Genomic DNA, 19,277 nt, shown 5'->3' on the forward strand with positions numbered 1-19,277 from the left:
CGGCAGCGACTATTTTCGTGAACGAGCAAACGACTTACAAGATGTGCGCGACCGTTTGGTGCGTAACCTGCGGCGCGGCAAGCTGCTGTCTGCAATTGAGTATAACGCAATTGTAATTGCTGAGACCTTGACGGCTGCGGACATCGTTTTGTTTAGCCGGCGTAATATCCTTGGGTGTGCTACCGACTTTGGTGGCCCTACATCACACGTATCCATCATGGCGCGCGGCCTGGGCGTACCCGCTGTGGTAAGCATGCACGGGGTGACAGACCTGGTTAATTCAGGTGACACCATCATACTCGACGGGTTTAACGGCCGGCTGATCATCAATCCAACAGAAGAAACCCTGGCCGGATACCGCAGACTGCAAGAACGATTTGAAAATTTGTTGCTCGACGAAAAGCAACTGGTGCCCCTCGAGGCCAAAACTCTTGATGGTCATGAAATTACCCTGCAAGCTAATCTTGAGTTCAGGGAGGAGGTTGAGCTGGTTGAAGAGTATGGGGGGGAAGGCATTGGGCTGTTTAGAACCGAATTTCTTTTCCTGATGCGCGGCTTCGACGACTACTCCGAAGAAGAGCAATTCGAGACCTACAAGGAGATCGTCGAGAAAATGCACCCGTACCATACAACCTTCAGGTTGCTGGATTTAGGGGGAGACAAAATGCTGCCCATGGGGCATCGCGAGCACAATCCTTTCCTGGGGTGGCGCGGCGTGAGGATTTTGCTGGACAAACCTGAACTCCTGCAACCGCAACTACGTGCAATTCTGCGGGCCAGCGCATTTGGGGCGGTGAAAATTCTTGTGCCGATGGTGTCGAGTTTGGGGGAAGTACGCCGGCTGAAAGAGGCGCTGGCAACGGCCATGCAGTCTCTCGATGAAGCAGGCCAGTTATATGATGCCGAAGTGCCGCTTGGTATTATGGTTGAGGTGCCGGCTGTCGCATTGATGGCGGAGCATTTTGCCGCTGAGGTGGACTTTTTTTCCATCGGCACGAACGACTTGACGCAATATTTGCTGGCAGTAGATCGGGGCAATGACATGGTGGCGTCCAGGTATCACGAACTGGATCCTGCGGTATTGACCTTGATCCGGCGCGTAATTGAAGCCGGGCGTGCCCATCAAATCCCTGTAAACATTTGTGGAGAAATTGCATCGAACCCGCTTGCAACCGCATTGCTAATTGGATTGGGAATTGATAGCCTGAGTGCAACGCCGACTTTTTTGCCCGAGATAAAACGTGTTGTGCGCTCCATGCGACGAAAAGATGCTGAGTCCCTGGCAAATCAAGTTGTGGGGATTTTTGACCCGCGCGAACGAAAAAAGACGTTGATGCAGTGGCTAAAAAACCATGCAGCGGACTATTATGCTTTTCTCATGGAAAGTGAAAGCTCCTCTTTAGAGACTATCGGTTGATTTTGTATTGATTTTACACGGCATTTTGTTGGCGTTGAGTAGATTCTGAGGCGGGGTGAGCCCTGTGTGTTTTCTCAGCGTTGATGGCATCTAGTATCCCCGAAGTCTTGATAGATCAACATTAGTATACAGGCAAAGTAACAGAGCAACGTATCAAATAGAGCATATGAACCTAGCAGACATTCGCCGCATGGACAATGACGGCATGTACGATTTAGTAAAAGCATTCCCCCAACAATGGAAGGAAGGGCGCAAGCTGGCTGAAGCAGTGACGTTGGACGTGTCCCTTAAATCTAAAAATCAGGTTGTGGTAGTAGGGATGGGCGGATCCGCAATTGCCGGCGACCTGGTGCGCTGCTTTGCAGTTGACCAATCGCCCGTGCCCATCTCTGTGGTGCGTAACTATGAGTTGCCGGCATCGGTAGATGAAAACAGTATCGTCATTGCATCCAGCTTTTCAGGCAACACCGAAGAGACGCTTTCTGCTTTCCAGCAGGCCCTTGATCGTAAGGCAACAATCATCTGTATATCTTCGGGCGGACGGGTGTCTGCGTTGGCTGAGCAACACAACCTGCCGATCGTGAAAATTCCGGGGGGGATGCCGCCACGTGCTGCGCTCGGGTATTCGCTGAGTGTATTGCTTGTTGTCAGCAGCAAGCTGGGCCTGATTTCGCTGACCGACGACGACTGGGCTGAGTCACAAGCGCTGCTTGAAGCCCAGACTGAAACGTATTCGGATCCTGAAGCGCAACACCAGGCGCGTGAAATAGCGGAAGCGCTCGTGTCCCGTTTTCCTTTTGTGTACAGCGGTACCGGCATGTTGGAAACTGTAAACCTGCGCTGGCGCGGCCAATTCCAGGAAAATGCCAAAAAGCTTGCGGTGGGCAACGTATATCCGGAATTGAACCACAACGAAATTATGGCCTGGGAATTTGCCAATGGCAAAACCTTTCACGGCAACCTGGGTGTGCTTGTGTTGCGCGACAGTGCAGACCATAGCAGAATCCAGCACCGCATGGATGTAACCCGGCAGCTGCTGTCTGAGAAAGCCGGCTACTGGATGGAAATCTCAACCAGCGGAACGAGCCGGCTGGCCCGAATGATGTCGCTGATCAACCTCGGCGACTGGATCAGCCTGTACCTCGCATATCTGCGAGACGTTGACCCGACACCGATCGGCTTGATCGACCGCTTGAAGTCGGAGTTGGCAAAAGTTTAACGCCTTGATTACAAAAAGCCGGCGCCACAAACGTGCGCCGGCTTTTTTATCATTTGCCGTTGCGCGTAAGAGGTGTTTCAATTGTAGTGTAAGTGGTTGACCCTGATTTTTTGTGTGTATTAATAAATAGACCGCATATGTTTATGCGCAGGGGAACGACTTTTGCCTGTATTTGGTAGCCAATTAATTCGATCTTATACTGTGTTTTGTCTGCGCTGCATACTGGATTGCCCAGGCGGTTGAAATTTGACCTCACGGTGAAAAGCAGCGCAAAATAATCAATACACCCATGCGATTGTGTTTGCCGGATCTGTAAGCACCCATGGATTTGATCTTAGGCTCGCCATACCCCGTTTGTCTCATGCTTCTTGACGAGTGACCTCTTATGCGAGTAGTAAAGCACCTGCTCCTTTTCTCCCTGCTCATCACGCTTGCTTATGTCGACGTTGCGCAGGCCCAATACCACTTTGGTCGGAATAAAATTCAGTATGAGGATTTTGACTGGCAGGTCCTGAAGACCGAGCATTTTGATATCCACTATTACCCGGAAATGAAGGAGTTGGCGGAGCACGGCGCCTTCTTCGCCGAGGAAGTTTACAAGGAACTGGAAAACAAATTCAACTACTCGTTGAATCACCGCGTCCCGATTATTTTTTACTCCTCAAACCTGCACTTCAAACAGACCAATACTTTCCCCGGTTTTATTCCCGACGGCGTGGGTGGGTTTTTTGAATTCCTGAAAGGCCGGGTCGTCGTGCCTGCAAACGGTGAGATTGGCAAATTCAGGCGCGTCATCAGGCATGAGCTGGTGCACGTTTTTACCTTCTTGAAGTCGTTCAAGGTGATGAAGGAGTACCGGATCCCAATCACCAACCGCATGCCACTGTGGTTTACTGAAGGGTTGGCGGAGTATTGGTCCGGTGAGCCTGACTACCAGCACGAAATGGTGCTCCGCGACGCGCTTTTCTCGAACTACTTTGTGCCGCTGGAAAGCATGTTTATGATCCGGGGTACCTTCCAGATGTACAAACAGGGGGAGGCGATATGCCGTTTCATTTCTGAGGAGTATGGGGAAGAAAAGCTGTTGCGGCTTATCGACAATCTGTGGAAGCACAAAGACTTCCGAAAGGTCATGGCGTATACGCTGCATGAAGACTTTAGCGATATTGCCAAGGCGTGGGATGTCTGGGTGAAGCAGCAATACTATCCGATACTGGACGAAACCGTGCCGCCGGCACTGGCTTCCGACCCCATTGCTTTGCGCGGGTTTAGCTCTAAACCATCTTATTACCAGAAGAAAGATGGCTCGCGGAATGTGTACTACATCGGTAACCGGATTGGGTACACCAACCTGTACCACCGCACGCTCGACTCACTTTATCGACCGATCAGCAAAGAAAAAGCAATCATCAAAGGGGAGCGGGATTCGCGATTTGAAGCGTTTCATTTCTTCGAAAGCAGGACCAGCGTTTCCAAGCAGGGTAAGCTCGCTTTTGTAACAAAAAGTGGCGAGAACAACAGCATCCATATTTACGACCTTGAGGAAGATTACCTTGAGGGGTCTTACCAGTTCAAAGACCTGATGGCCATCTATTCGCCAACATGGAGCCCGGAGGGCGATAAGTTGTCGTTTTCTTCGATTGACCGGAGTGGTTTTTCGGATCTCTACATCTTTTCGCTGACTTCTGGCGATCTGGAGAAATTGACAGACGATATTTACGACGAGCGCGATCCTTCGTGGAGCCCCGACGGACGGCAAATTGTGTTCTCTTCAAATCGAACGGACAAAGGGCATGATGGGCCGTACAACCTGTTCAGTTTTGATGTTCAACAGCGTAGCATCCACTATGTAACGTACGGCGAACAGCACGACTTTTCGCCGCAATGGAGTCCTGATGGCAAACATGTGCTCTTTACGAGTGCGCGAAAGGACTCGACTGGCAAATATGGTGCGCAGGATATCTGGTCGATTGAAATGGATGCCCCCCTCGGTGTGCCTCCAGTTGTGGCGGAGTCGGGATTTTCGCCGACTAACCAGTACTGGGATCAACCGGTTACAACACGTGAGGCGCGCCGGCTTACCAATATCACAACGGCAGCATATGATCCGGTGTGGACGCCTGACCAAAAGGTCATCTTTACGAGCTTTGAACGGCATGGCTTTTCAATTCGTGCCCTTGCTGGTGTCGATTCGCTGATTGCCAATCCGAAAGACATTGTCAAACACGATCTTGCAACAACGGGAGAGCATTGGGAATACGGTAGAGTTGCGGACGGAGACGGGGCAACCTCAGTGCCATACAAACGCAAGTATTCGCTGGATATTGCTCAGGGGCAGGTCAGCCAGAACCATATCCTGGGTACCTACGGCGGTGCACTGATTTCCTTCTCGGACTTGATGAGCAACGACCGCTGGTTTGTCACGGTTTATAACCTGGGACGAAGCCGTTCGGACTTCCTGCGTAGCATGAACGTGGCGATCAACCGGGTACAGTATCACAAGCGAGCGAACTTCAGCTACGGCATCTTCCGGCATGGTGGGGAGCGCTATGATATTACCGATCCGGATGCTTCTACATCATTCCCATATGTATTCGAAACGATGTATGGCGGTACGGCCGGTGTCAGCTACCCAATTTCGATGTTCAAGCGGATTGAACTCAGTACCACGCTTAGTTCAAGCCACCGCGAAATTCCTTTTGCCGGCATCAATCGAAAGGCTGTGCTGTTATCCAATGCGCTTTCCCTTGTCCATGACAATACGCTCTATGGCATGAATGGCCCCATGGATGGCTGGCGCGCTAACCTGACGGCCGGGTATACAACAGACATTAAATATTCCAATGTGAATTACTACACCTTGATGGCTGATATCCGTCATTATTGGCGGATTGGTAATCAGGTTACCTTCGCCTCGCGCGCAGTAGCACGCACCAACCAGGGGCGTGAAGCAAGGTTGTTCATCCTCGGAGGTAGTTGGGATCTGCGCGGCAAGCGCATCTATAGCGTTCGTGGTAAAAACATGTGGTTTACCTCACACGAATTGCGCTTCCCGATTATAAATTATCCGTCGCTGATTATTCCACTGCTCGCACCATTTGGCATTGCCAACTTGCGCGGTGCAGCATTCTTTGATGCTGCGCATGCCTGGAATGATGGGTATTACGACGTGAACAAAGTCATTAACGCGGGTGAAACCCTGGGTGCTGCCGGCCTGGGCTTCAGGATGAATTTGTTTGGTGGATTTGTCCTGCGATACGATTTGGGTTACCGATTTACAGATGGATTCCGTACCCGCTCAGACGAGATCTTCAAGCAATTCTTCTTTGGATACGATTTCTAATGATGCACGCCAGAATATTATTATTTGGATGTTTGATGGTCTTGTGTGCTGGCTGCCTCAACTTGAAGTTGGGCCAGGAAATGGTGCCGGATGAAGACGATTGGGCAATGGAAGGGGCGTCTGCTTTGCGGCAGAACGTGTCCCCTGTATCGATTGACCCGCCATTGTATGAAAAATGGCGGTACGACGCCGGCGCGGGCGTAGGTCCTGCTGGTGCACTCATCGTTGACGATATCGTCATTCTTGGTAACCGCAAGGGCATGGTGCACGGCATCCGCATGTCAGACGGCAAGCGAATGGGGCGCATCAAACACAATGCACCCATTGAAGGTGGCATGGCAATGGGAGAAGGGATGTTGTTTTTACCCATGGCTGGCGACAAACGCTCGGTTGTTGCTTACAAATTGTGGGATGGGAAAAAGCAATGGGCCCGAAAAGGACTGCCCGTTGAGGCTGGTCTGATTTACACGGATGGCAAAGTGATCGCTGTTGATAATGAGGCGAATGTCTATGCGCTAGATCCTAAATCGGGCGATGTGCTATGGGAAACCTTGCTTGATGAGCAAACCACCGTGGTTGCTTCTCCAATTGTTGTAGATGAACAACTTTACGTGATCGATGAGCGTGGTATCTTGTACGCCATGTCCATTGATAACGGCGAAATATATTGGGAGCAGCACGTCGGCGCGCCGGTTTACAACACCGCAGCATCGGACGGTAGGAGGCTTTTTGTGCCTACAACACGGGGCCGGTTATTTGCGCTTGACGTACGGGATGGAAGAGAGCTATGGGACTTTGCCCTTGCAGACACAACGGTGCGGTTTTCGACGCCGGCTTATTCGCCACAGACAAAGCAGCTAGCTGTATCAGCAACCAATGGAGAGGTTCGGATGCTAGATGCCGCTACAGGCGATGTGCAATGGGATACGCTATTGGACGGTGCAATTAGCACGCCACCGCTTATTACAAACCAGACCATATACGTGGGTACCATGCGCCGGATGCTTCATGCACTGGATGCGGAGACCGGCATAGAAATTTGGAGCCATGAAGTAAATGGCCGTGTAAAATCAGCGGTAACAGCACATGGCACCAATCTGATTGTTATGGCTGAGACGCAACAAGTGATTTCATTCACCCCCGAGGCGCCTGTAACTGAAGACGAAGAAACCCCATGAAGCACAGGCCAGACCTTTTCAAACTGCGTACGTTGGCAAGCCAATGTGTTCTCTGTATGGCATTGCTGATGCTATGCCTCGGCTCCTTGCACTACGAAGCGCATGCTCAGCAAGTATCCCCGCGCGTTGTTGAGGTGCGCACGAACATGTCAGAAGCAATGGTCTATGCTGATTCAGTATACCTGGGCCGTGCGCTTGACAAGTTTTTTGCCTTGCCTTCGGAGGCTACAACCCTCCGTCTTGTACCGCCCAATCTCGACTCCTGGTCAATGTCGCCCATCATCGCCACGTTAGATGAGAAGATGGCAGACAGCTTGCAACTGACAATGAATTTCCAGTACCACTATCGGGTGGAATCAGTACCGTACGATGCGCTCATTTTTGTCGAGACGCCAGGCGAACGATCGCTATTGGGAGAAACGCCTTTGCTCTACGCCGTCGACGATCCCATTCGCGGCATGCTGTTGGTGACAAAAGAAGGGTATGAACCTTTGCGCTTAACGCCCGGTGAGAAAATCTGGAATCAGCATTATATCACACTTGAGGAAAAAGTAGACGAGGAGCAACTGGCAAAAGCATTCTGGCGCCCTGGAGATAAATCAACCCGCTGGATAGATTACCTCGCTGGGGGCATGGCCGTGGCATCAGGCGTAATGGCAATCCGATTCAAAACAAAAGCAGACCGTCGCTACGCCCGCTATGAACTATCCGGCGACCCAAGCCTCCGTCCTGGGTTCGAGCGATTTGACAGATATGCAGCGATCTCACTAGGTACCATGCAGGTTGGTCTCGGTGTATTGGCAGTGCGTTTTGTGATCAAGTAGGTACTTTTGACATGGTCAAAAGTACCTATCCTGAACTAGATTCAGAATCCATCTCCGCAAGAGCAGCACTTACGACGCTCCAAACTCAACGCCCGTCAGCAAGCGTCTTCGCTTTCCGCCTAATTCCACCTTCCCGGTTTACAGTAATAATGAAATAAGCAAGCTGATCGATTTCCTGGTCGCTTAGTAGCGTTTTCCAGGCCGGCATCAACGCATCTTTGCCCAGTGCTGAACCACCCAGTTTAATAACGCGCTTGAGCTCCACACCGGTACGCTTGAAAGCCGGTGCCGTGAAGTCTACCCGGGGTGTCTGAGCGGTTAATCCAGAGAAAGATCCATTGCCGTCACCGTGTTTGCCGTGACAAGTTTGGCAATGGGCTTTATACAGCGAAAGCCCTTGCGCATACCGACTGGCCTGTGCAACAGCCGGTTGCACCTCAATCGGTTTGGGTTGCCTGGCTTGAAAGAAATGATCACCAAGTGCAAGAAGGCAAAAGAGAAGCAGGATGCAGGCAACCAGTACGCGCATAGCGGGTGTGTCTAAATCTTACTGAACGCGAAGAGCCGGAGGGAATTTTGAACCCTCCGGCTAATTCGGAGTATCGCCTGTAAGTTGTCAAAGTTGAGCCTGGCGATGAAACGGATGGCTAGTAGCGATCAAAAACGCGTTGTGGTTCGACGTGGTCGTCACCTGAGTTGTCACCGCCACCAAAAAGAAGATTCCAGAGAAAATTGAGCATACGCTACCTTCATGAGTTCAAGGGTATTAGAGGAGCTTCTGCGGTAGGTGGGATTGCAGCGCTGGTGGGTAATACAGCATGCTATTTCGACATTGAGCAAGCCGTGTGCCAATGATCTTGACAGCTAAATGGAATGCAACTGGGTGTATTTCGTCAGGGTATAGATTCCATTTTGTAACAGGCCGGGCAAATTGTGTACGCCTGCTGTCGCCTCAAAAGTGAACGTTTATACTATGGGAAAGCGAATTCTTGTTGTTGATGATGAACGCAATGTACGGCATATGCTCGATGAGTATTTGCGCGGGCACGGTTATGACGTGCAAACGGCAACCAACGGCCGCGAGGCCCTCATTGCTGCGCGACAGTTTTTTCCCGACCTTGTTTTGCTGGATGTAATGATGCCCGAGATGGACGGTTTGGAGTTCGTTCGACATTTCCGTCAAGAATCGAATACGCCTGTCATTTTCCTTACTGCCAGAATTGAGGAGACAGAAAAAGTGGTGGGACTTGAACTGGGCGGTGATGACTACGTGACTAAGCCTTTTGGGATGCGTGAATTACTTGCAAGGGTCAAGGCCGTGCTGCGTCGAACATCAAATGCTGTTGTAGAACAAGAGCGGTTTGCGGTAGGGGATGTTGTGCTGGATAAATCGCGCCGGCGGGTAGAAGTGTCTGGTGCCGAGATTAGACTCACGCCAACTGAATTTATGCTGCTTGCTGTATTAATTGCTCATCCTGGACGCGTATACTCACGCGCGCAATTGCTTGAGCGGCTCCATGACATTGCTGTGGAAGGCGTGGAACGGACGGTAGACGTACACATCCGCAACCTGCGTGCTAAAATTGAACCCGACGCCGGTACGCCACGCTATGTGGAAACTGTTTTTGGTGCCGGCTACCGTTTTGCTGAACCCACTTCCTAACAAACTTGAGCCGGCGCATCTACCGGCTGAGCCCTTCTTTTAGTTTGCATCATTTGGTAGTGTCAAGATAAACGTGGTACCTTCTCCTTCGGTCGAAACTACATCGATTGTTCCGCCATGGGCTGCAACGATGGACCGCGAAATGGCAAGCCCAAGACCCGTTGATTCCAGGTGGTTCTGCCTGGATTTGTCGGCTTTATAGAACCGTTCAAAGACAAAAGGCAAATCGTCTGCAGGAATTCCTGGCCCCGTGTCATGCACGCGGAATGTAGTATGCTGTGACGATTGCGAGATATCGATATTGATCGCGCCTCCGGATGGCACAAAGCGCATGGCATTGCTCACCAGATTTTGAAGCACCTGCTGAAGACGTCCAGCGTCTGCGTTTATGGAGATAGGATTTGACGGTGCTTCAAGGCTGAGTGCAACGCTGTTGCTCGCAGCCTCGTTTTCAAACATGGCGACTACGCTTTGCGCAAAATCAACCGGGTTGGTTTTGGTTTTTACAAGTGGTAGTTCGCCGGCGTCTGCAAGAGAGAGCAGCCGTAAGTCGTCTACCAGTCGCTGAAGATGCTGCGCTTCTTCCAGCAGGGTGCCGAGGCGTTCATCGGAAGGCTGGAGGTCACCGTCGCGCATGGCTTCAAGGTAACCCGTGAGCACGGTTAGCGGGGTGCGCAATTCGTGGGCGATATCTGCTGTCATGTTTTTTCTGACCTGTCGCGCGCGGGATAATTCGTCGTTCATGTGGTTAAACGAGGCAGTCAGTACCCCAATTTCATCCTGTGAGTGGACCTGGAGTGCTGTAGGATGTTTGCCGGCTGCCACCGCCTTGGACGCTTCCGTGAGCTCTTTGACCGGTTTCAAACTTGTGCGAGCAAACCAAAAACCCAGCAACAAGGCAATGCTTAATGCGGCAAACAGGGCGTAAATCAATGACGCATCCAAATTGCCCAAAAGAGACTGTGCTTCTGCGCTAAGCGGGATTTTGGAGCTGGGCAAGAGGATGGCCCCAACCTCCTCACCATCTATAAGCAATGGCATGTATTTGCCCATGTCTTCGTTAGATAACACTACGCCTTTTCTCCATTGTTGGTTACCAATTATCACCATCCCGGATGCATCGAGCAAGCCAAAATGAAGTGTTGGTCCGGCTTTGCCCCCATTTCTGCCGCCCGGCGGAGGAGGCGGTGGGCCTTGCTTGCCATCGCGTTTACGCTGCGGTGGTCTGCCACGTCCGCCAGGCTGGGGGCGTGGCTGGCGAATACGTAAAGATTTCTCGATACCGTTCCAGCTACCTTCTGCCTGATAATGGCTTGTGACATCCGTAATAAACACTTGGAGTGCGTCTTCCTGGATGTATTTATCCAATGACGTGCGCGTAGCATCGCGGACAAGCAGCGCAACCAGGATGGCTTGCACAGCAAGTAGAATGGTAAAAGCGAGAACGAGCTTTAGCGTGAGCGAACGCATAAAAACGTGGCGGTTACATGTTCAGGTCTGGCGCCAAGGTAAGTTGAAAATGTTTAGATCATGTTCAGAAACCATCAGGACCTTGTTCAGGTGTTTGCTAAACCGACACCACGATTTTACCGGCAACGCCCTGTGAGAGGTGCTGGAAGGCTTTGTCGGCCTGGTCAAACGGGTAAATGGTGTCTATGCATGAAGTAATATCCTCGCTTGAGAGCCAGGATGCCAGTTGCGCCAGGTCATTGCTTTTTGGGGTCACGATAACAAATCGACTGGCTTTACTGGAGAATAAGCTGCGGATAATACCCGTAGCAAGGCTTACCGAAGGCAAAAGGGTAATGTAGACGCCGCCGCGTTTTAACTGCCGGGTGCATTGGTGGAAAGAGAGGTTGGAGGCTGCGTCGAAAATGATATCGAATTGTCGATCCATTTCTGCCACCTTTGTTTCTTTGTAGTCAAATACTTCCCGTGCGCCGAGGGCTTTAACCATAGCCATATTCTTTTTGCTGCAAGTCCCGAAGACTTGCGCGCCGGCATGGTGTGCAATCTGCACTGCGTACGTACCCACACCGCCTGATGCCCCGTTGACGAGCACATCCTGTCCTTTGGTCAGCCGGCCTTTGTCTCGCAAGCCCTGCAGGGCTGTGCTCCCTGTAGTGCCTGCAGCAGCGGCGGCAGCATGTGTGACATTGGACGGTTTGGGGGAAACATGCTCTGGTTTGACCGACAGGTAGGCACAGAGGCTACCTTGCTTTGTAGAGCGGGCGTAAGGCAAGAAGCCAAATACATCCTGGTCAACTTTTAGGTCACGCACATGTGCACCCTTTTCTTCAATGGTGCCAGAGTAATCAAAGCCAGGGGTGATGGGGAAGTTTTGCGCGTGAAGCAAATGGCCGCCTTCTTTGCCGGAGACAAGTTTCAGGTCTGCCGGATTAAGGGCAGCTGCGTGTACACGCACAAGCACTTCATCATCCCCGCACGTTGGTTTTTGTTGTGTGCCTTGTTTTAAAATACTGAGTGTACCATGGGTAGGGATGGTCCAGGCTTTCATAAAACACACGTGTTAGCGTTCAGGTGGTGAAAATGCTGGGTAAAGCTAAGGAAGGGCCGGCAAAATGGATATAAAAGCCTACATGTTTTTTTAATGGACCGATTTTTGGCAATTCTATAACGCTATGATTGAGAAGCCAATTCATTTGCCCGAAAATTTCGCAGGATATGCGTTTTTTTGCCTTTAAGGCGCATTGAGCCGGCTTTTGATCAACCCCCAGCTTGTAAAGTGTGTGTTGTATAATGCTACACAGACTCCGATTAACGGACAATAAAAAATGATGCCCGCTATCCCTTGAAAGGATATTAAACCTTCAACTAAACGGAGAAGCGATGTACGAATCACTACAACAAATACTTGTAGAGAAGGGCCCATTTTTAGTAAACCTGCTTGGTGCACTGGCCATTTTGCTGGTCGGCTACCTTGTCGCAAAATTCCTGGGCCGCATGGCTCGAAAAGGATCAGCGCGTACAGGGTTGAGCACAAAGCTTTCAGCCGCGTTTGCGGACGATGACGGGCAACAGCCCGATGTCGGTCCCTATATCTCCCAAGGGGTGTTTTACCTTGTGATGGTATTTGTGCTGGTCGCATTTTTACAAACGCTGGGGCTTACGTTTGTTACGGAACCACTAAATGGATTCCTCACCCAGGTATTCGAATTCCTTCCACAGCTCCTTGCGGCTGGCGCGTTAGCAGTTGTTGCATATGTTGTTGCGCGTTTACTGAAAGGCCTTACGCAACGCGGGCTCGAAGCAGCTAACCTGGATGAAAAAATCAAGCAAGGAGCTGATACGTCGTACGAGGGTGCTGGCATTGCTACCACAGGCGCAACAGCCGTGTATTACCTGGTGTTGCTGCTGTTTCTGCCAGCAATTCTTGGCGCATTACAATTGCAAGGCATCCTGAGTCCCATCGAAGGGATGCTGAGCGAGGCGATGAGCTTCCTGCCGAACCTTGTTGCTGCCGGGCTGATTTTTGGCATCGGTTATTTTGTAGCACGTTTGGTGCGCCAGATTGTGTCGAATCTGCTTGCTGCCGTCGGCACAGATCGTCTGGCAGAACGTGTAGGATTGCACAGCGTCCTTGGAAAGCAGCGCCTGTCTCAGACGCTCGGTACCATTGTATATGTACTCATGCTCGTGCCTGTGCTGATTTCTGCACTCAATGCACTTAGTCTGGAGGCCGTTACTGCGCCGGCCAGTCGTATGCTCGACATGATGCTTGCTGTTATCCCACAATTGTTTGGTGCAGCTGTCGTGCTGGGTATTGCCTTTGTTATAGGTAAGCTAGTTGCCGGGCTGGTAACAAGTTTGCTTGCCGGGATCGGCTTCAACCAGTTATTTGCGACGCTGGGTATACGTGCAAGTGCCGCCAGCAATGGACAAGCCGTTGAAGCTGAGGACCGGAAGTTACCAGCCGATATAGCAGGTTCGCTGGTATTGGTTGGAGTTATGCTCTTTGCCGCCATTGAAGCAGCTAACCTGGTAGGCTTTACCTCCCTTTCTGCAGTATTCACCCAGGTGATGGGCTTTGCCGGCCAGGTATTGCTGGGTCTTGTGATCTTTGCACTGGGCCTGTATCTCTCCAATATTGCCGGCAACGCAATCAAGCATAGCAACATTGCGCAGGGCAATATGCTGGCACTCGTTGCACGCACAGCTATCCTTGTGTTTGTGGGTGCGATTGCACTCGGACAGATGGGGCTCGCAAACTCGATCATCAATCTTGCCTTTGGATTGACGTTGGGTGCCATTGCCATTGCAGCTGCGATTGCATTTGGGTTTGGCGGCCGGGATGTGGCTAAAGCCCAGTTGGAGCAGTTCTTTGCTTCGCGCGATGGCGAAGCGCCGAATGCCACTAAAAAGGGAGTAGGAAAAGCAGCGTTTCAGGAAGTTGGGTAGTAGAAATTTTCGGGGAGGGGGCACCCTCCCCGAATTTCTATAGCAATACTTACTACCATAATGTATGCGCTTTTGGAATGCGGAATTACGGTGTTTTTTACCACAGGATTACCTTTGAGAAGCCATTTGTCACATTCTCGCCACATATTTGCGGTATAAGCGGAACGAGTTGATGATGGTTGAGCGGTAATACTTGCGTAAAATATGTACTGACGCCTGCGTCTTGTATAGCCAGGCGCCTAAGTACATTCCAAGTAACAAATTACAACCAGACAGATGGACAACACAACGCGCCATATGGATGATGAACCTGTAACGGAGAAGACCGTCAGTCGACGTGCTTTGCTTCGTGCCGGTTGGGTGATTCCAGTAATCGCGGCCACACCACTCTTGAATACGGCTTCAGCCATGAGTACGGTGAATTGCGATGCCCTGTTGGAACGCCGTAACATGCACCGTAAAAATGGCGATCGCGATTCATACAATGACATTCAGGCAAAACTAGATGCCAACGGCTGTCCTTGCTAGGAAGTAAGAGCCGCCTTTTGTTGCAATGTACTTAATGCTTGCACCCGGTGTCTGGCAGTAACTCCTGATGATGCCAGAACAGGTGCCCACAAAACATGTTGATGCCACGCCCGTGAATGACGCACGACCCTGCCACGATCTATCGCCGGCTGGATTTGAAATGCGCCAAATGTACTGGTGTGGCGTCTCTGTTTGTTCGTTTATTGTTGGTATACACCACCACTTCACTCTTGCATCGTTAGATTTTAGGTAAATATGGGACAGCAGCAGCTTCTCCTACTTGTGATGGGGATTATTATTGTAGGGTTTTCGGTGATGGCAGGTGTGCAGATTGTCGAAAAGAACTTTCGACAGCACAATGCAGATATGCTGATTGATCGAGGGCTTATGATAGCCCAATCAGCCTTGGCCTGGAAAGCACAGGCCGACCCTTTTGAGGGCGGCAATGCTTCTTATTCGGGGCTTGAAAATGCTGGCTTCAAAAAACTCTTCCTCGGTGAAGAAACTGAAAACGGTATTTTCAAAATTTCTATGGCCCAGGGCGACTCACTCGAACTGGTTGCCGTTAGCAAACGATTCCCCGAGGTGGGAATACGGGTCAACGTATCTGATCAGGAGATTTACCGAACCACCGTCCGCTACGACGGATCGATTACCCTGGATTAAACCCACTAGCCATCTGTAACGCATCCCTCGGATGCATTGCTGACATTTTTAATATACTTGTACAGCGTTCCCCTAGTTGATTTAAATGGCGGGGCAACCCATCCAGCGCGGCGTTGTGCAAAGGTGTTTTCGTCAACATCAACCCGTATGCTTTTCGCAGCAGCATCAATTTTTACGTGGTCTCCATTCTCTATAAAGGCAATAGGACCGCCTTCCTGGGCTTCAGGTACTACATGGCCAATGATGAAGCCGTGGCTGCCGCCACTAAACCTGCCATCGGTAATGAGTGCAACGTCGTTGCCCATGCCGGCGCCCATTAACGCAGATGTTGGCGTTAGCATTTCAGGCATACCTGGTCCGCCTTTAGGGCCTTCAAAGCGAATGATTACCACTTCTCCCGGCTGAATTTCACCCGCTTCGAGTCCTGCAAGCATATCTTCTTCTGAATCATATACGCGGGCCGGCCCTTCGAAAAACAACCCTTCTTTGCCTGTGATTTTTGCAACACAACCCTGCGGCGCAAGGTTGCCTTTCAGGATATAAATGTGGCCGTCGGATTTAATGGGGTTGTCAAAATCTCGGATGATAGTTTGGGATGCTGGCAGGGCGTCACACGCCGCCAGGTTTTCAGCCAGTGTCTTTCCGGTTACCGTAAGCTCATCAGCATGTAGCAGGTTGTGCGCCATCAGGTGCTTCATCACAGCTGGTACGCCGCCGATGTTGCACAATTCTTCCATCGAAAACCTGCCACTTGGCTTCATGTCTGCCAGCAGGGGTGTGCTGCCTGAGATCTCCTGGAAGTCGTCGATAGAGAACGGAATGTCGAATGCGTGCGCAATGGCGAGCATATGCAAAACTGCATTGGTAGAACCGCCAAGTGACACAAGTACGCGTATTGCATTTTCGATAGAAGCACGCGTTACAATTTTGCGCGGCGTGAGGCCTTTTTCTAACAAGACGCGAATGGCCTGTCCTGCTTGCTGACACTCGTCCATTTTGCGCGGATCAGTTGCCGGGAGGCTTGAACTGTAAGGAAGAGATAGACCCATGGCTTCAATGGCCGAGGCCATGGTGTTTGCCGTGTACATTCCGCCGCAGGCGCCAGGGCCAGGGCAAGATTTGCGCACAATGTGCTGGCGTTCCTCGTCATCAATTTTGCCGGCAACATAAGCGCCGTAACTTTGAAACGCGCTCACAATATCAAGTTGCTGTCCATCTTTGGTACAACCGGGGCGGATGGTGCCGCCATAAACCATCAAGGCAGGGCGATCAAGCCGGCCCATCGCCATAACGCACCCCGGCATGTTTTTGTCACAACCGGGGAGGGTTATCAAGCCATCGTACCACTGGCCACCCATGATGGTCTCGATAGAATCTGCAATCAGATCGCGCGATTGCAAGCTGTACGACATCCCATCTGTACCCATCGAAATGCCATCGGACACACCAACTGTGTTAAACCGCATGCCTACCAGGTCAGCCGCCTCCACGCCTGCTTTTACCTGCGTTGCCAGGTCAAGCAAATGCATGTTGCAAGGATTGCCTTCATACCAAACCGACCCGATGCCAACCTGCGCTTTGTCCATGTCGGACTCGCTCATGCCCGTTGCATATAACATGGCTTGAGAGGCGCCCTGGGATTTCGGTTGGGTAATGCGTTTGCTGTGTTTGTTAAGTTCAGCCATGGGTGCTCAGATAACAGGTTTTTGATTTGGGAGCCGAAAGATAAGAACTATCTACATGGCATAACTGCGCTATTTTGCAAAGAATTTTTATATTCATGAAGACATCCACCCACTGTCAGAAAATCATGAAGCAACCTGTACTCTTTTTGATGCTTGCTGTTGTCGCAGTAGCATGTAATACGCCGGCGCCCGAAAACGAGGCAGCGCCCGCTTATCTTGAATCACGATCTGGCGCTGTTGAGCGAATAGATCCTGCACTGGATGCCCTCATTGATGTTGATGCGCCGTTGGAAGTGCTGGCTGAAGGCTTTGAGTGGAGCGAGGGGCCCGTCTGGGTTGCTGCTGAAAACCACGTCTTATTTACCGACATCCCACGAAATACCATCTACCAATGGAGTGAAGATGAGGGACTCAACGTTTTTTTGCGGCCGGCGGGGTACAACCGGGACGATCCGCAGGGCAAAGAACTTGGTGCAAACGGACTGTTAATCGATAGCGAAGGCCGGCTTGTTATGTGCAACCACGGATTCCGTGCAGTAACCCGCCTTGATCCCTTCAACCATACACACACTGTCCTCGCCGATTCACACGATGGGAAGCGCCTGAATAGCCCCAACGACGGCGTCTTTAAATCAAATGGCGCCCTGTATTTTACAGATCCCTCATACGGACTGGAAGGCATCAACAACAGCCCACATAAAGAGCAGCCGCACAATGGGGTTTACAGACTGGATGAAACCGGAGAGGTAACCCTGCTGACAACGCAGATGACCAATCCTAATGGTATCGGGTTTTCGCCGGATGAATCCGTTCTTTATGTGGCGCAATCGGATTATGAAACCCCTGTGCTGCGTGCATTTGATGTGCAGGATGATGGTACGCTGGCAGAAGGCCGGCTCTTTTATGATGCAGCGCCACAGCGGGATGCCGGCGGCAAAGGATTGCCAGATGGTCTTGCTGTTGATCAGGCAGGAAATGTATTTGCAACAGGGCCGGGTGGCGTCCTGATCATCAACCCTGAAGGTAAATTGCTGGGAACGATCCAAACCGGGGAAGCCACGGCAAACTGTGCTTTTGGTGATGATGGCCGTACGTTGTACATCACAGCAGACATGTACCTGATGCGAATCCGACTCAAAACCAAAGGCCTTGGCTTTTAATCGTAAACAATGATCAAGTTATGAACATGCCTCAACTGTTTAGTTTCACCAACAGGTTTTTGCCAGCGCTTGCTGCTTGCCTGATCCTGTTTGCCGGCCTGCCGGCTTTTGCTGCGAGCAGCGATAATGTGGAAACACTGGCCCTCGGTGCAACTGCGCCCGACTTCCATTTGGAAGGCACAGATAACAAGTTTTATACCCTGAAAGACTTTGCAGATGCAGAGTTGCTCCTCGTCATTTTTACGTGCAACCATTGTCCAACCGCGCAGGCTTACGAAGACCGCATGATCGCACTTACGGATACGTATGGGCCGAAAGGCGTTGCCGTTGTTGCCATTTCTCCGAATGATCCTTCTGCTGTACGCCTGGATGAACTTGGGTATACAGACCTGAATGATACACTTGAGGACATGCAGCTTCGCGCTGAACACAAGCAGTTTAACTTCCCTTATTTATATGATGGGGACATACAGGATGTGACGCGTGCTTATGGCCCGGTTGCAACGCCGCATGCCTTTCTGTTCGACAAGGATAGAAAGCTGGTGTATGTGGGGCGTATCGACGACAATGAGAAAATTGGCGCTGCTACCATCCACGACACAAAAAATGCGCTGGACGCAATGTTAGCAGGCAAGCCTGTGCCTGTTGCGAAAACGAAAACCTTTGGGTGCTCTATCAAATGGGCGGACAAGGGAGAGGGTGTTAGGCGCGCCCAGGAGCGGTGGGAGAAGGAGCCCGTCTCTGTTACAGCTGTTGATGCAGCTGCTGTGAAAGAGATTCTGAAAAATGATACAGACAACTACCGGCTTGTCAACATGTGGGCGATGTGGTGTGGGCCCTGCGTGACCGAATTTCCTGAGTTTGTGGACATGCACCTGATGTACCGCCGGCGGAATTTTGAAATGGTCACGATTAGCATGGACGATGCTGAAGCAAAGGAGGATGTAATCAAGTTTCTGAAGTCAGAACATGCATCGATGACGAATTACCATTATACTGAAGAAGATGCTTACGCACTGATTGATGCGGTAGATGAAGAATGGCCTGGCGCTTTGCCTTATACCGTGCTTGTAGCGCCTGGCGGAGAAATTGTATTTCGTATGCTTGGAGAAATTGACCCGCTGGAAATACGAAAAACAGTTGTTGACCACATTGGCCGTTATTACGACTGAGTG

Annotated in this window: 15 protein-coding genes; 11 read left to right on the forward strand and 4 right to left on the reverse strand. The window is 51.0% G+C overall.

Translation table 11 applies throughout. The features are described 5' to 3' along the window. From ptsP to AAF564_03950, 5 genes are all read left to right on the forward strand, one after another. Nucleotides 1–1,417 (forward strand): phosphoenolpyruvate--protein phosphotransferase (ptsP, locus tag AAF564_03930; protein ID MEM8484669.1); only part of this gene is annotated, 1,417 nt, incomplete at its 5' end. 166 nt (nt 1,418–1,583) lie between these two features. Further along, nucleotides 1,584–2,636, forward strand: coding sequence for a bifunctional phosphoglucose/phosphomannose isomerase (locus AAF564_03935; GenBank protein ID MEM8484670.1), 1,053 nt, complete (start codon nt 1,584–1,586; stop codon nt 2,634–2,636). Nucleotides 2,637–3,021: 385 nt separating this feature from the next. Then, nucleotides 3,022–5,979: a BamA/TamA family outer membrane protein gene (locus AAF564_03940; protein ID MEM8484671.1), complete on the forward strand. Its 2,958-nt coding sequence runs from the start codon at nt 3,022–3,024 to the stop codon at nt 5,977–5,979. Nucleotides 5,980–6,014: 35 nt separating this feature from the next. Beyond that, nucleotides 6,015–7,157 carry a PQQ-binding-like beta-propeller repeat protein gene (locus AAF564_03945; protein ID MEM8484672.1) on the forward strand — a complete coding sequence of 381 codons (1,143 nt, stop codon included), beginning with the start codon at nt 6,015–6,017 and terminating at the stop codon, nt 7,155–7,157. Beyond that, the gene (locus AAF564_03950) at nt 7,154–7,981 is read left to right on the forward strand and encodes a hypothetical protein (GenBank protein ID MEM8484673.1); all 828 of its coding nucleotides are present in this window, start codon (nt 7,154–7,156) and stop codon (nt 7,979–7,981) included. The genes AAF564_03945 and AAF564_03950 overlap by 4 nt, the downstream gene beginning before the upstream one ends. Before the next feature lie 85 nt (nt 7,982–8,066). On the opposite strand, the gene AAF564_03955 is transcribed toward AAF564_03950, so the two are convergent. Next, nucleotides 8,067–8,510 (reverse strand): cytochrome c, encoded by a 444-nt coding sequence (locus AAF564_03955; protein ID MEM8484674.1) that lies wholly within the window; start codon nt 8,508–8,510, stop codon nt 8,067–8,069. Between the two features lie 444 nt (nt 8,511–8,954). On the opposite strand from AAF564_03955, the gene AAF564_03960 reads away from it, so the two are divergent. Continuing rightward, on the forward strand, nt 8,955–9,644 hold the full coding sequence (locus tag AAF564_03960) for a response regulator transcription factor (GenBank protein MEM8484675.1): 690 nt from the start codon (nt 8,955–8,957) through the stop codon (nt 9,642–9,644). A 39-nt stretch (nt 9,645–9,683) separates the two neighbouring features. On the opposite strand, the gene AAF564_03965 is transcribed toward AAF564_03960, so the two are convergent. Both AAF564_03965 and AAF564_03970 read right to left on the reverse strand, forming a co-directional pair. Beyond that, nucleotides 9,684–11,114, reverse strand: a complete 1,431-nt coding sequence (locus AAF564_03965) for an ATP-binding protein (GenBank protein MEM8484676.1) — start codon at nt 11,112–11,114, stop codon at nt 9,684–9,686. Nucleotides 11,115–11,211: 97 nt separating this feature from the next. Next, nucleotides 11,212–12,162 (reverse strand): NAD(P)-dependent alcohol dehydrogenase, encoded by a 951-nt coding sequence (locus tag AAF564_03970; protein MEM8484677.1) that lies wholly within the window; start codon nt 12,160–12,162, stop codon nt 11,212–11,214. A gap of 332 nt (nt 12,163–12,494) precedes the next feature. Between AAF564_03970 and AAF564_03975 the strand changes: the two genes are divergently transcribed. From AAF564_03975 to AAF564_03985, 3 genes are all read left to right on the forward strand, one after another. Continuing rightward, nucleotides 12,495–14,063, forward strand: a complete 1,569-nt coding sequence (locus AAF564_03975) for a mechanosensitive ion channel (protein MEM8484678.1) — start codon at nt 12,495–12,497, stop codon at nt 14,061–14,063. Between the two features lie 276 nt (nt 14,064–14,339). Then, nucleotides 14,340–14,591, forward strand: a complete 252-nt coding sequence (locus tag AAF564_03980) for a hypothetical protein (protein MEM8484679.1) — start codon at nt 14,340–14,342, stop codon at nt 14,589–14,591. Between the two features lie 255 nt (nt 14,592–14,846). Next, nucleotides 14,847–15,257, forward strand: a complete 411-nt coding sequence (locus AAF564_03985) for a hypothetical protein (GenBank protein ID MEM8484680.1) — start codon at nt 14,847–14,849, stop codon at nt 15,255–15,257. A gap of 5 nt (nt 15,258–15,262) precedes the next feature. Here AAF564_03985 and ilvD read toward each other — a convergent pair whose 3' ends face one another. Next, nucleotides 15,263–16,942 carry a dihydroxy-acid dehydratase gene (gene ilvD, locus AAF564_03990; GenBank protein ID MEM8484681.1) on the reverse strand — a complete coding sequence of 560 codons (1,680 nt, stop codon included), beginning with the start codon at nt 16,940–16,942 and terminating at the stop codon, nt 15,263–15,265. A 125-nt stretch (nt 16,943–17,067) separates the two neighbouring features. On the opposite strand from ilvD, the gene AAF564_03995 reads away from it, so the two are divergent. Further along, nucleotides 17,068–18,102 (forward strand): SMP-30/gluconolactonase/LRE family protein, encoded by a 1,035-nt coding sequence (locus AAF564_03995; protein ID MEM8484682.1) that lies wholly within the window; start codon nt 17,068–17,070, stop codon nt 18,100–18,102. Between the two features lie 20 nt (nt 18,103–18,122). Beyond that, the gene (locus AAF564_04000) at nt 18,123–19,274 is read left to right on the forward strand and encodes a redoxin domain-containing protein (GenBank protein MEM8484683.1); all 1,152 of its coding nucleotides are present in this window, start codon (nt 18,123–18,125) and stop codon (nt 19,272–19,274) included. Nucleotides 19,275–19,277 lie beyond the last annotated feature (3 nt).

It is taken from the genome of Bacteroidota bacterium (assembly GCA_039111535.1).
GTDB lineage: Bacteria > Bacteroidota > Rhodothermia > Rhodothermales > JAHQVL01 > JBCCIM01.